At 70.9% G+C, this 13492-nt stretch carries 11 protein-coding genes; 9 read left to right on the top strand and 2 right to left on the bottom strand.

Going from position 1 to position 13492, the window contains the following annotated elements; translation table 11 throughout:
- Positions 1–336: 336 nt before the first annotated feature.
- The 9 genes from F0344_RS25395 (at position 337) to F0344_RS25355 (ending at position 11438) form a co-directional block, all read left to right on the top strand.
- Positions 337–1716 carry an aminotransferase family protein gene (locus tag F0344_RS25395; protein WP_185300978.1) on the top strand — a complete coding sequence of 460 codons (1380 nt, stop codon included), beginning with the start codon at positions 337–339 and terminating at the stop codon, positions 1714–1716.
- Positions 1717–1795: 79 nt separating this feature from the next.
- Positions 1796–2440 (top strand): nitroreductase family protein, encoded by a 645-nt coding sequence (locus tag F0344_RS25390; RefSeq protein WP_258050106.1) that lies wholly within the window; start codon positions 1796–1798, stop codon positions 2438–2440.
- A gap of 55 nt (positions 2441–2495) precedes the next feature.
- Positions 2496–3497 (top strand): aldo/keto reductase, encoded by a 1002-nt coding sequence (locus F0344_RS25385; RefSeq protein WP_185300976.1) that lies wholly within the window; start codon positions 2496–2498, stop codon positions 3495–3497.
- A 66-nt stretch (positions 3498–3563) separates the two neighbouring features.
- On the top strand, positions 3564–4703 hold the full coding sequence (locus F0344_RS25380; RefSeq protein ID WP_185300975.1) for an acyl-CoA dehydrogenase family protein: 1140 nt from the start codon (positions 3564–3566) through the stop codon (positions 4701–4703).
- 37 nt (positions 4704–4740) lie between these two features.
- Positions 4741–5700: a 3-oxoacyl-ACP synthase III family protein gene (locus F0344_RS25375; RefSeq protein ID WP_185300974.1), complete on the top strand. Its 960-nt coding sequence runs from the start codon at positions 4741–4743 to the stop codon at positions 5698–5700.
- 181 nt (positions 5701–5881) lie between these two features.
- Positions 5882–7135 (top strand): NAD(P)/FAD-dependent oxidoreductase, encoded by a 1254-nt coding sequence (locus tag F0344_RS25370; RefSeq protein ID WP_185300973.1) that lies wholly within the window; start codon positions 5882–5884, stop codon positions 7133–7135.
- Between the two features lies 1 nt (position 7136).
- Positions 7137–9722 (top strand): nitrite reductase large subunit NirB, encoded by a 2586-nt coding sequence (gene nirB / locus F0344_RS25365; protein WP_185300972.1) that lies wholly within the window; start codon positions 7137–7139, stop codon positions 9720–9722.
- Entirely contained in the window at positions 9722–10087 is a 366-nt protein-coding gene (nirD, locus tag F0344_RS25360) for a nitrite reductase small subunit NirD (protein WP_185300971.1), read from the top strand. Before nirB ends, nirD begins: the two co-directional genes overlap by 1 nt.
- A gap of 184 nt (positions 10088–10271) precedes the next feature.
- Complete coding sequence (locus tag F0344_RS25355) at positions 10272–11438, top strand: alkaline phosphatase PhoX (RefSeq protein ID WP_185300970.1); 1167 nt, start codon at positions 10272–10274, stop codon at positions 11436–11438.
- 189 nt (positions 11439–11627) lie between these two features.
- On the opposite strand, the gene F0344_RS25350 is transcribed toward F0344_RS25355, so the two are convergent.
- Both F0344_RS25350 and F0344_RS25345 read right to left on the bottom strand, forming a co-directional pair.
- Positions 11628–12038, bottom strand: coding sequence for a VOC family protein (locus F0344_RS25350; RefSeq protein ID WP_185300969.1), 411 nt, complete (start codon positions 12036–12038; stop codon positions 11628–11630).
- Between the two features lie 218 nt (positions 12039–12256).
- A complete protein-coding gene (locus tag F0344_RS25345) occupies positions 12257–13258 on the bottom strand; it encodes an ArsR/SmtB family transcription factor (RefSeq protein WP_258050105.1) in 1002 nt (333 codons plus the stop codon).
- Positions 13259–13492 lie beyond the last annotated feature (234 nt).

Raw genomic sequence — 13492 nt, 5'->3', positions numbered from 1 at the left:
CTGAACCGGTCATAAAGTACCAACCGTCACTCGTCGAACACAGGACGTGTTCGGCCAATCGCTTCCGCGCACGAGGTGACCGGAGACGGATGATCAGCGAGCCGCACGGGAAACTCCCGCGAAACGGCGGGACGCCGGCCCGGCGGACGGACGCGGGCGTCCCCGCCCTGTCCCGCGCTTGTGGATCACTGGACGAACGGCGTGCGCTGTGATCATGCCGACCGCATACCCCCGCTGACAGACTCCCGTCCGGTCGGTGGCTGTTCACACCCGCCTTCCACGCGCCCCTCCCGAGTTCACGGCACTCTCGTGCCCGCCTGCCAAAGGAGCCCGCCCATGTCCGCATCCCCCACCGTGCCGGTCACCGCGTCCGCCACGTCCAGGACGGCCCACTGGATTCAGGCCGACCGTGACCGGCTGATCCACCCGAACCTGCCGGCCGACAGGCAGGACCGCATCGTCATGGTCGAGGGCAACGGCTGCCGCGTCCGTGACAGCACGGGGCGCAGCTACCTCGACGCCGCCGCGGTGCTGGGCATGATGCAGGTGGGGCACGGGCGCAGCGAACTGGCCGAGGTCGCCGCCGCGCAGATGAACGCGCTGGAGTGCTTCCACACCTGGGAGCTCATGAGCAACGACAAGGCGGTCGAACTGGCCGTGCGCCTGGCCGAGTTGGCTCCCGCGGGCCTCGAACGCGTCTTCTTCACCAGCGGTGGCGCCGAGGGCAACGAGGTCGCCCTGCGGATGGCACGCTACTTCCACCACCGCGCGGGTCGGCCCGAGCGCACCTGGGTGCTCTCCCGCAAGTCCGCCTACCACGGCATCGGCTACGGCAGCGGAAGCGTGTCCGGACTCCCCGTCTACCACGAGGGGTTCGGGCCGACCATGCCCGACGTCCACCACCTCACGGCGCCCGACCCGTACCAGCTCCAGCAGTACGGTGAGGAAGGCGTGACGGACTTCTGCCTGCGGGAGCTGCGCGAGACGATCGAGCGGATCGGACCCGGCCGGATCGCGGCGATGATCGGCGAACCGGTCATGAGCGTCGGCGGCGCCGTCGTTCCCCCCGCGGACTACTGGCCGCGGGTGGCGGAACTGCTGCGGCAGCACGGCATCCTGCTGATCTTCGACGAGGTGGTGACGGGATACGGCCGCACCGGACACTGGTTCGCGGCGGAGCACTTCGGTGTGACCCCCGACATCATGGTCACCGCGAAGGGCCTGACCTCGGGTTACGTCCCCCACGGCGCCGTGCTGGTCAGCGACGAGGTGACCGAGATGATCACCCGGAACGGCTTCCCCATCGGTTTCACCTACACCGGGCACCCCACGGCCTGCGCGGTCGCCCTGGCCAACATCGATCTCATCGACCACGAGAACATGCTGGAGAACGCGACCAAGACCGGGGCGTACCTGGCACAGCGGCTGGCCGGTCTGCAGGACCTGCCCGTGGTCGGCGAGGTCCGCCAGCTCGGCCTGATGCTCGGCATCGAGCTGGTGGCGGACAAGCAGACGCGGACCCCGCTCCCCACCGGGACCGCGCCCGTCGCGACGGCCCTGCGCGAGGAAGCGGGCATCATCCTGCGTGGCAACCCCCGTGCACTGCTCATCAATCCGCCCCTGGTGCTGAGCCGCGACGAAGCCGACGAGCTGGCCGAGGGACTGTACGCGGTGCTGCAGCGCGTGAACGCCGATGGCAGTGTCCGGGCGGCCTGACTCCGAACGGCCCGTCACTCCCCCTAAGCGCACAGGCACCACCTCCCGTCTCCGTGTCCGTATCGAGGAAAGGGCCCCCGTGTCCCTCTTGGACCTCACCCCTGACGAACTGCTGACCACGACGCGCTCCGTGCGCAAACGGCTCGATCTGACCCGCCCCGTTCCGCTCGACCTGGTCAAGGAGTGCCTGGACATCGCGCTGCAGGCGCCGTCGGGCAGCAACCGGCAGACCTGGCACTGGATGGTCGTCACCGACAAGGACCAGCGGGCCGCCATCGGCGAGTACTACCGGCGGGCGGTGCGGAGCTACCTGACGTCCGAGGGCTCGTGCGCCTCGCTCTACGCGGACCACCCGGTCCGCCACCCGGAGCAGCAACGCGTCGGTGACAGCGTCGCCTACCTGGGCGAGCACATGGCGGACGTCCCCGTCCTCGTCATCCCGTGCCTGGACGCCAAGGAGGCACCGGAGTACAACGAGGCCGGCATGTGGGGCTCGGTGATCCAGGCCGCGTGGAGCTACATGCTCGCCGCCCGCGCCCGTCGCCTCGGCACGGCCTGGACCACGCTCCACCTGATGTACGAGAAGGAGATCGCCGAGCTGCTGGGCATGCCGGACGGCATCGTGCAGGCGGCTCTGATCCCGACCGCGTTCTCCATCGGCACGGACTTCCGGCCCGCCGCCCGTCAGCCGCTGGCCTCCGTGATGCACCTGGACACCTGGTGAAGGCCGGCCGCCCGGGTCCGATGGGCCCGCCCTCGCCCGTACGGACAGGAGACCGATGACGCCCGCACCACCGCTCCCCACCCGCCGCCTGGGCACGCTGAAGCTGCCGGCCCAGGGCCTGGGCTGCCTCAGCACCACCTCGTTCTACGGGATCGCGGACCCCGCCGAGGCACTCGCCACGGTGCACGAGGCGATCGACCGCGGTGTCGCGCTCCTGGACACCGCCGACGTCCAGGGACTCGGCGAGGGGGAGCGGCTGCTCGGACGGGCCGTCGCGGGGCGGCGGGACCGGGTGCTCCTGTCCACGAAGGTCGGTCTCGAACGTGACGCGCAAGGGCGGTTCCTGGGCGTGCGCGGGGACCGGGCCTACATCCGGGAGCGCTGTGAGGCCTCGCTGCGACGCCTGGGGGTGGACCACCTCGACCTCTACGTCAAGCACTGGGCCGCCCCCGGCGAGGACATCGAACAGGCCATGGGCGCGATGGCGGAGCTCGTGGCGGAGGGAAAGGTGCGTCATGTGTGCCTTTCGGAGGTCTCCGCCGCCACCCTCCGCCGTGCGCACGCGGTCCACCCCGTCACCGCGGTCCAGAGCGAGTGGTCGCTCTGGAGCCGGGACGTCGAGGGCGAGATCCTTCCGGTCTGCCGGGAGCTCGGCGTGGGCCTGATCGCGTCCAGTCCGCTGGGCCGGGGCTTCCTGACCGGGCACATCCGCGCGGAGGCGGATCTCGGCCCCGCGACGGACTTCCGGCGCACCCTGCCCAGGTTCGACCCGCCACGGCTGCGCCGCAACGCCGCGGTGCTGGACGCGCTCGGGCCGCTGGCCGCCGAGCGCGGGATCACCGTGGCCCAACTCGCCCTGGCCTGGCTCCATCAGCAGGGCGACGACGTCGTCCCCATCCCCGGCACCGCACGACGGGACCACTTGGCGGAGAACCTCGCCGCCGCCTCGGTCGAGCTCTCCGCCGACGAGCTCGCGGCGGTCGCGGCGGCCGTGCCGGCGGCCGCCGTCCACGGCGACCGCTACCCCCCGTTCCTCATGGGGCTGGTCGGCAACTGACCGCCGTACACGGTGCTCGGTCCGCCGTGTCATCCCCACACGTCCCCTACGGGAAGGTATGGAAGCGTGAAATTCCTGCACCACGACCTGGCCGCCTGCGAAAAGCTCTTACCGGGGCTCGCCGGCCGGCTGTCCGACGTACCGTTCGATGAGCTGGAGTCGGCGGAGAGCCCCGCACTCGCCCTGTTCAAGCAGTACGGCGGCCCCAACCTCCTGGTCCCGGGCGAGTACGAAGGCATCGGCGCCTCCGCCCTCGACGCGGTCCGGGTCGTCCGCGCGCTCGGGTCGCTCGCCCCCTCCCTCGCGGTGGCGACCGCGATGCACCACTTCTCGGTCGGCATGCTCTACTCCCTCTCGCCTCTCTACGGCGACGACTCCAAGCTCCGCAAGACCGTCCTCGACGTCATGGCGCAGAAGAGGTCGCTCCTGGCCTCCGGCTTCGCCGAGGGGCGGTCCGGCCGCGGCATCCTGAGCCCCGCCGTACAGGCCCGCGAGACGTCCGGCGGCTACCTCGTCAGCGGCTCGAAGAAGCCGTGCAGCCTGTCGCGTTCCATGGACCTGCTCACCGCCAGCGTGGGCGTGAGCGGACGGGACGGCAGCCCCGAGATGGCACTGCTGGTGCTGCCCGCCGACACCCCGGGCATCTCGGTCCACCCCTTCTGGTCGACGTTTCCGCTGGTGGCGGCGGAAAGCCACGAGGTCCGCCTGGAGGATGTGTTCGTCACCGACGAGGATCTGCTCCGGGCGCCCCCGACCGCTGCCGAGAAGCTCGACGAGCTCAACGAGACCGGCGTCATCTGGTTCCAGATGATCATCGCTGCCGCCTATACCGGTGTCGCCAGTTCCCTGGTCGGCCGGGCCCTCGACGAGCGGCGCGGCACGGCCGCCGAACGCGCCCAGCTGTGCCTCCTCGTCGAGACCGCTGCCTCCCTCGTCGAGGGACTCGCACGCCGGATCATGGACGGTGACCTCGGCAACGACTGTGCCGCAGCCTCCCTGTTCACCCGCTACTCCGTGCAGGATCTGCTCACCAGGGTCGTCGGCATGGCGGTCGAGACGCTGGGCGGCATGACCTACATCCGCTCGCCCGAGATCGCCTACCTCGCATCCGCCGCCCAGGCACTGGTCTTCCATCCGCCCTCGCGGTCCAGCATGAGCGAGGCCATCGACGCCTACTACGCGGGCAAGCCCCTCTTCTTCTCGTAGACAGCAGACCGGCACAACCGACCGGACGGAGCAGAACATGGCCGGAATAGCGGACTTCGAGATCACCTTCCCGTCGGCGCGCAGAAGCGTCCGCGAGATGGCGGCGGAGTCGGGACTCTCCGAGGACGACGTACGCGTCATCACGACGTGCGACAGCTACCCGGTCCTCGGAGAGGGGGAGACGGAGTGGGAACTCGCGCTGCGGGCCGCGCAGCAGGTGATGAAGCGGACCCAGGTACCGCCCTCCGCGGTACGGACCGTGATCTACGCCGGCACCGGGGAGTGGGACAAGGCCTTCTGGTCGCCGGCGGCGAAGGTGGCGCAGGAACTGGGCATCACCGGCGCGTACTGCTACGAGCTGACGAACTACTGCAACGCCGTGATCGCCGCGCTCCAGACCGGCAGCGACGCGCTGGCCGGGCGCGAGGGCGAGTCGGTGCTCGTGCTGATCGGCGACCGGGTGAGCACACTGCTCGACTACGGCGATCCCACCGCCAAGGAGATGTTCAACCAGGGGGACGCGGGCGGCGCGTTCCTGTTGTCGTCGTCCGGCACCACGGCCGAGGTCCTGGGCTCACGCCTGCGTACCGATCCGAGCTGGTGCGACTACTACTCCGGTGTCCGTGACGGCGACGGGATGATCATCCGGCGCAACGGCAACCGGGACGGCCTGGCCGAGGCCTACGCGGAGAACTTCACCACCCTCACCACGGAGCTCCTCGCCTCGCTCGGAAGGGACCTCACCGACGTCGCCTATCTGCTGGTCACCCACGGCAGCAGGCCCATCCACGAGCGGCTGCTGAAGGACCTCGGCCTGCCGGAGAGCAGAAGCGTCCTCAACTACCACCGGCTCGGCCACATGGGCGCTGCGGACACCTTCATCGCGATGCGGGAACTCATCACCGCACAGAAGCTCCTACCCGGCGACCTGGTCCTGCACGCGACGAGTGCGCTCGGGTTCAGCTGGGGGGTCATGGCCATGGAGTACAGGGGCTGACAGCTCCTGCCGTGGCGCTCCCAGCACCGGCGACCGCTCCGCGAGTGGTGTGGACGGTGCGTCGGTGCCCGCCGGGCCAGGTGTTGCTCACACCCCGGCCTGCACCGCGCTGAGCGCAAGGTTCCTCCAGGGAAACAGCGGGGATGCGGTCGGGTAACACCCGCCGCGCACTCTCGTCGTCATGAGGACACAGACGGAGAACGCGGCACGTGTGGTGGTGATCGGCGCCGGGATGGCGGGCGCGCGGCTCGCCGCCCGGGTCCCCGGTGTCACCGTCATCGGCGAGGAGGAGCACGCCCCGTACAACCGGGTGCTGCTGGCCGAGGTGCTGGCCGGACGGTACGCGCCTGACGTGATCGCCCTGCCGCCCGCCGAGGTACGGCGCGGGGTCCGGGTGGTCCGCGTCGATCCGGCCGACCGGCTGGTGCACTGCGACGACGGCAGCGTCGTCCGGTACGGGCGCCTGGTGCTGGCCACCGGTTCCAACCCGGTGCTGCCGCCGCTGCGCGGCCTCGGGAACAGGCTGCCGGACGGGGTGCATCCCTTTCGCACCCTCGACGACTGCCTGGCCCTGCGCGCCGCGGTACGTCCCGGGACCCGCGCCGTCGTCATCGGCGGCGGCCTCCTCGGGGTGTCCGCCGCCCGCGCGCTCGCCGAGTGCGGCGCCCAGGTGGTGCTGGCCCAGCAGGGTGAGCACCTCATGGAACGGCAGCTGGACGCCGAGTCGGCCGGGCTGCTGCGGCGCCACCTCGAAGCCCTCGGGGTCGAGGTGCACACCGAGTGCCGCGTTCGCGGCCTGCGCTGCACGGACCGGGCGGTACGCGCCGTGGAGCTCGCCGACGGCTACGAACTGGAGGCCGAGATCACGGTGCTGGCCTGCGGGGTCCGCCCCCGTACGGGCCTGGCGCGGGCCGCCGGCCTCGACGTCCGCAAGGGCATCGTGGTGGACGACGAACTGCGCACCTCCGACCCGTACATCCACGCGGTCGGCGACTGCGCCGAGCACGACTCCACCGTCTACGGGCTGGCGGGCGCCGCACTGGAGCAGGCGGACGTCCTGGCCGAGGTACTGGCCGGCCGGCCCGCCCGCTACACCGGCACCCGGGCCCTGACCCGGCTGACCCTGCGCTCCCCCGCCCCGGCACTCGCCGCGGCGCTTCCCGCCGCCGTCCCCGCCGCCCCGGTCACCGGGGGGCTCGACCTGGCCGCGTTCGGGGACTCCCGGCCGCTGCCCGGTGACGACGTGATCCGGCTGGCCGACGCCACCAAGGGCGCGTACCGCTCGGTCGTCGTCCGTGGCGACCGGCTGGCCGGCGGGGTGCTGTTCGGCGACCTGGGTGCGGTCGGGACCCTCGCCCGCACCTGGCAGAACGACGAAGCGCTGCCCGCCGACATGCCCCTGCTCCACCTGCTCACCAACGACGGAGGTCTCTGAGATGCCGGTGCCCACTTCCCCGAACGCTCCCGCCGCAGGAGTGCCGACGATCGTGGTCGTCGGGCACGGCATGGTCGGCCAGCGGTTCCTGGAGGCACTCGCCGACCGCGGGCTGACCGCGACGGCGGGCACCGCCCGGGTCGTCGTGCTCTGCGAGGAGCCCCGACCGGCGTACGACCGGGTCCAGCTGACCTCGTACTTCTCCGGGAAGACCCCGGACGATCTCTCCCTCGTCGAGCCGGACTTCATGGCGCGGCACGGCATCGAGCTGCACCTCGGCGACCCGGCCGAGACGGTGGACCGCGAGGCACGCCGGGTGGTCTCCCGCTCCGGGCTGGGCTTCACGTACGACACGCTGGTCCTGGCGACCGGCTCGTACCCGTTCGTACCGCCGGTGCCCGGAAAGGACGCCGAGGGGTGCTTCGTCTACCGCACCATCGAGGACCTGCTCGCCATCGAGGAGTACGCGAAGACGGCGACGACGGGCGCGGTGGTCGGCGGCGGGCTGCTCGGCCTGGAGGCGGCCGGAGCGCTCAAGGGCCTCGGACTCGACACGCACGTGGTGGAGTTCGCTCCCCGGCTGATGCCGGTCCAGGTCGACGCGGGCGGCGGCGCCGCGCTGCTGCGCACCATCGAGAACATGGGCCTCACCGTCCACACGGGCGTCGGTACGCAGGAGGTCACCGCGGACGAGAAGGGCGCGGTCAGCGGCATGAACCTCTCCGACGGCTCGTCCCTCGCCACGGACCTCGTGGTCTTCTCGGCGGGCGTGCGGCCCCGTGACCAGCTGGCCCGCGAGTGCGGTCTGGCGGTCGGCCTGCGCGGCGGCGTCATCGTCGACGACGAGTGCCGTACGTCCGACAGCGACGTGTTCGCGATCGGCGAGTGCGCCCTCGCCTCCGACGGCCGGGTGTACGGGCTGGTGGCGCCGGGTTACGAGATGGCGCAGACGGTGGCCGGGGTGATCGCGGGCGAGCGGTCCTCGTTCACCGGCGCCGATCTGTCGACCAAGCTGAAGCTGCTCGGGGTGGACGTGGCCTCCTTCGGTGACGCGCACGGCGCGGCCGACGGCTGCCTCGACGTCGTCTACTCGGACTCCCGCTCGGGGGTCTACAAGAAGCTGGTGATCGGCCAGGACGGCACTCTGCTCGGCGGGGTGCTCGTGGGGGACGCCGACCAGTACGGCACGCTGCGGCCGATGACCGGCACGGTGCTGCCGGTAGCGCCCGAGCAGCTGGTGCTGCCGGCGGGCGCGGGCGGTCCGGTCACGCTCGGCCCGTCCTCGCTGCCGGACGACGCGGTGATCTGCTCCTGCCACAACGTCACCAAGGGCGCGATCTGCGAGCACACCACCCTGCCCGAGGTGAAGAAGTGCACCAAGGCCGGTACCGGCTGCGGGAGTTGCGTCAAGGTCATCGGCCAGCTGCTGCCGCAGAGCGCCGACAAGGGCCTGTGCGGTTGCTTCTCGTACACCCGCAGCGAGCTGTACGAGATCGTCAGGACGCTGGGGACCACCTCGTACGCCGCGCTGCTCGACTCGCACGGCCGCCCGGCGGCACGCGGCGGGGACGGCTGCGAGGTCTGCAAGCCGACCGTCGGTTCGATCATCGCCTCGCTGGCACCCACACTCGGCGCCAGCGGCTATGTGCTGGACGGCGAGCAGGCGGCCCTCCAGGACACCAACGACCACTTCCTCGCCAACCTCCAGCGCAACGGCTCGTACTCGATCGTGCCGCGCATCCCGGGCGGCGAGATCACCCCGGAGAAGCTGATCGTGATCGGTGAGGTGGCCCGGGACTTCGGGCTCTACACGAAGATCACCGGCGGCCAGCGCATCGACATGTTCGGCGCCCGAGTCGACCAGCTGCCGCTGATCTGGACACGGCTCGTGGACGCGGGCTTCGAGTCCGGGCACGCCTACGGGAAGTCGCTGCGGACGGTCAAGTCCTGTGTGGGGCAGACGTGGTGCCGCTACGGCGTGCAGGACTCGGTGAGGATGGCCATCGACCTGGAACTGCGCTACCGGGGCCTGCGCTCCCCGCACAAGCTGAAGTCGGCGGTCTCCGGCTGCGCCCGCGAGTGCGCCGAGGCGCGCGGCAAGGACTTCGGGATCATCGCCACCGCCAACGGCTGGAACCTGTACGTCGGCGGCAACGGCGGCGCCGAACCGCGGCACGCGGACCTGCTGGCCCAGGATCTGTCCGACGCCGAACTGGTGCGTCTCATCGACCGGTTCCTGATGTTCTACATCCGCACGGCCGAACGGCTGGAGCGCACGTCGACCTGGCTGGACCGGATCGAGGGCGGCCTCGACCACGTACGCGACGTCGTGGTCCACGACTCGCTGGGGATCTGCGCCGAGCTGGAACGGCTGATGACCGACCACGTAGCCGGCTACCGCGACGAGTGGGCCGAGACCATCAACGATCCCGAGCGGCTGCGCCGCTTCGTCACCTTCGTCAACGCGCCCGACGCCCCCGACCCCTCGGTGAAGTTCGTCCCGGAGCGGGACCAGGTCAAGCCCGACCTGGACATCCTCGCGGGACCGGTGCTCGCCGTCCGCACACTCGAAGGGACCGCCTCCTGATGTCCGTACAGACGGCAACGACCCAGACCGCGCAGGACACCCGGGTGATCCAGCTCGCCGACGGGGACGACTGGTTCACGGTCTGCGCCCGCTCCCTCCTGACACCGGGGCGCGGCGTCGCGGCCCTCCTCCCGGACGGCCGGCAGGTCGCCCTCTTCGTGGACCGGGCGGGGAAGGCGTACGCGATCGACAACCGGGACCCGTTCACCGGCGCGTACGTGCTCTCCCGGGGCCTGGTCGGCTCGTCCGAGGGACGGCCGTTCGTCGCCTCGCCGCTGCTGAAGCAGCGCTTCGATCTGGCGACGGGCAGCTGTCTGGACGACGACGAGGTCTCCGTGCCGGTCTTCGGAGTGCGCGCGGACTGACCCCCGGACACGGGCGGGCCCGCCCCGGACACGCGTCCGCCCGCCCCGGTCGCGGGCGGACCGACCGTGTGTGCGGAGCGTTCACTGTCCGTTGACGCTCCGTCAACTACGGCGCTCTACTGTCCTGACGCGCGACCCGCCGTCCGACCGGGCGACGGGCCCTCACGTCACCTGTGGAGTGATCGTGGAACGTCGGACATTTCTGCGCACAGCGGTGGTCGGCACATCGGCGGCGGCCTTCGGCGGCACCCTGTGGCGGGGCGCGGCCTTCGCGGCCCCGGCCCAGCCGGCCCCCGGCCCGTACGGTGCGCTGCAGCCGGCCAACGCCAACGGCATCCTGCTGCCCAGCGGTTTCACCAGCAGAATCATCGCCCGCTCGGGTCAGACCGTCGCCGGAACCTCGTACACCTGGCACAGCGCACCCGACGGCGGCGCCACCTTCGCCGACGGCAGCGGCTGGATCTACGTCTCCAACTCCGAGGTCTCCTCGGGCAGCGGCGGCGGGGCGAGTGCCGTGCGTTTCAACTCCGCGGGAACCGTCACCTCCGCCTCCCGCATCCTGTCCGGCACCAACAACAACTGCGCGGGCGGCCACACCCCCTGGAACACCTGGCTGTCCTGCGAGGAGGTCAGCCGCGGCTACGTGTACGAGACCGACCCGTGGGGCGTCAACGCGGCCGTACGGCGTCCCGCGATGGGCCGCTTCAAGCACGAGGCGGCGGCGGCCGACCCGGACCACGGCTTCGTCTACCTCACCGAGGACGAGTCGGACGGCCGCTTCTACCGCTTCCGGCCCACCACCTGGGGCAATCTGTCGAGCGGCACCCTCCAGGTGCTCGTGGCGGGAACCGGCACCTCGGGCCCGGTGACCTGGGCCACGGTCCCCGATCCGGACGGCTCTCCCACCCTGACCCGCTACCAGGTCTCCGGGGCCAAGGTCTTCAACGGCGGCGAGGGCTGCTTCTACGCGGCGGGCACCTGCTGGTTCACCACCAAGGGCGACAACCGGGTGTGGGCGTACGACGCCAACACCTCATCCCTGTCGCTGGCCTACGACGACTCGCTCGTCACCAGCGGCACGGCTCCGCTGACCGGTGTGGACAACGTCACCCGCTCGGACTCCGGCGACCTCTACGTCGCGGAGGACGGCGGCAACATGGAGATCTGCCTGATCACGCCGGCCGGCACTCTCGCCCCGTTCCTGCGGATCAGCGGTCAGTCCGGCTCGGAGATCACCGGACCGGCGTTCTCCCCCGACGGCAGCCGCCTCTACTTCTCCTCGCAGCGCGGCACGAGCGGGAGTTCGTCCGGCGGAATCACCTACGAGGTGACCGGGCCGTTCCGCAGCTAGGTCCTGTCTGGAGTTCCAGCGCGGGAGAAGGAGCGGCGTCCGGTGCCGTCGAATCCAAGGCGGAGGAGGGAGCGATGGCGGAGCCCTCGCGACTGACGACAACGCCGGAGGCGGCGGTGCCGGACGCCGCGACGCCGCGGGGGAACTCCAGACAGGACCTAGCTCGCACTGACCGGCGGCTGTGGCGGGTCAGGACCGGCCTTCCACCGCCGCCGGGTCCATCCACATGATCTCCCACAGGTGGTGGTCGGGGTCCTGGAAGGAACGGACGTACATGAAGCCGTGGTCCATCGGCTCGTTGGCCGGAAATCCACCGGAGGCGAGTGCCGTGTCGACGAGCTCGTCGACCTTCTCGCGGCTCTCCGCGCTCAGACAGAGGATGACCTCGGTCGACTTCGCGGAGTCGGCGATCTCCTTCCTGGTGAACTCCTTGAACTTCGGCTCGGTGATGAGCATCGCGAAGATCGTGTCACTGATGACCAGGCACGCGGTCGTGTCGTCGCTGAACTGCGGGTCGAAGCCGTAGCCGAGCTTCCCGAAGAAGTCCTTCGTCGTCTCCAGGTCCTTGACCGGCAGGTTCACGAAGATCATCTGAGGCATGACGTCCACTCCTCCGTCTGTTCGGGTCTTCCGTTCAGGTGTCCCGTCCGGGCTCGTCCGGGCGCTTTCGTTGGGTAGACGACCGGGCCGCGCGGAACTCATCGCTCTGCCGACAGTAGTTTTCCGGCCAGGCCCTCACCGAGAAGGTGCCGGACGAATCCCTGCGCGGATCGACGGGCCAGGGCGGCCGGGCCAGGCCCGGCCGACCGTCCCTGCCGTCAGGACAGGGCCAGTGGGGCGCCGCCCCTGAGCAGCGAGCCGCCCAGCGGTGTGAGGGTGTGCAGCACCGAGCTGCCGTGGCGCAGGGTGCGGACCAGGCCCGCTTCGCGCAGCACACAGGCGTGCTGGCTCGCGGAGGCCAGGGAGACCCCGGCCCTGCGGGCGAGCTCACTGGTCGTGCAGCCGTTGCCTATGGCCCCGAGGACGGACGAGCGGGTGTGCCCGAGGAGCCGGCCGAGCCACGGACCCGGTTCGGCGAAGACGGGCGCGCCCGGGTGGGTGGCCGGGTAGACGAGGACCGGAACGAGCTGCGGGTCGCGGTAGACGACCGGGGTGCCGCGGCAGAAGAACGAGGGCTGGAGCAGCAGCCCCCGCCCGTCCAGGTGCAGGTCACGGTCGACGGGGTAGTCGGCCTCCAGGACGGGCGCCCGCCAGCGGATCATCGGCGGCAGCCCCGCCAGGAGTTCGTCGGCGCCCCCGTCGAGCAGGGCCCGCCCCCGTACGGCCCGGTCGGCCTCCACGCTCGCCTGGATGTGCGGCCAGTACGGTTCGACCGCCGCGCGGTGGTAGGCGCGCACGGCGGCGATGAGCCGGCCGAGAGGTTCGGCGCGCCCTTCGGAGAGCGCGCCGAACAGCGCCTCGGGCGAACGGCCGCCGCGGCGCCCCGGCCCGGCCCCGACGTGGGCCAGCTCGCTGTGCAGCCGGTCGGCAGGGGTGTCCCGCAGCGCTTCCAGCCCGACGTCCAGCGAGTAGGGCTCGGCGCCCCGCTCGGAAGGCGTCAGGAAATCCGGGAAATAGCCGCGGGGCGGAACCAGCGCCGCCAGCAGACGTGTTTCACCATTCAACCGGGTCCTGGATTCCGTGCGCCATTTCCCGAACACCGTGGAAGCCCGCCGGTCCCTCAGTCGGTGAAAACTGAGAATGGTTTCCCATAATGCGTCCGGCCGTGTGGCCATCCGCACCTTGGAAAGGTCCACTCCGGACACATGGATGCGCAGCACCGATCCCCCACCTTGTTGCAACCGCAATCGCCCCGATCAAAGGGTACTCATACGGTCACACCACGTCACCACGGGGTTTCGGCCACAGTTGAAACGCCTCGCTTGCATGCGCTTCACCCGAAAAGCTGTACGACGTCGGGCACGAAACCGGAGCCGCCGAAAGAACGAGTGAAGGCCGTGGGGGGCTTTGCCCGTTCGGCGGCGGTCGGCTCCGGTTACGGCTCCGTGTCCGGC

Source organism: Streptomyces finlayi (assembly GCF_014216315.1).
Taxonomy (GTDB): Bacteria; Actinomycetota; Actinomycetes; order Streptomycetales; family Streptomycetaceae; genus Streptomyces; species Streptomyces finlayi_A.
This window is presented reverse-complemented; position numbering and strand designations above follow the sequence as displayed.

Bases quoted from the DNA above. Each gene is read 5' to 3' on its own strand.
- F0344_RS25395 (WP_185300978.1), top strand. From the start codon at position 337: ATGTCCGCATCCCCCACCGTGCCGGTCACCGCGTCCGCCACGTCCAGG.
- F0344_RS25385 (WP_185300976.1), top strand. From the start codon at position 2,496: ATGACGCCCGCACCACCGCTCCCCACCCGCCGCCTGGGCACGCTGAAG.
- F0344_RS25375 (WP_185300974.1), top strand. From the start codon at position 4,741: ATGGCCGGAATAGCGGACTTCGAGATCACCTTCCCGTCGGCGCGCAGA.
- F0344_RS25370 (WP_185300973.1), top strand. From the start codon at position 5,882: ATGAGGACACAGACGGAGAACGCGGCACGTGTGGTGGTGATCGGCGCC.
- nirB (WP_185300972.1), top strand. From the start codon at position 7,137: ATGCCGGTGCCCACTTCCCCGAACGCTCCCGCCGCAGGAGTGCCGACG.
- nirD (WP_185300971.1), top strand. From the start codon at position 9,722: ATGTCCGTACAGACGGCAACGACCCAGACCGCGCAGGACACCCGGGTG.
- F0344_RS25350 (WP_185300969.1), bottom strand. From the start codon at position 12,038: ATGCCTCAGATGATCTTCGTGAACCTGCCGGTCAAGGACCTGGAGACG.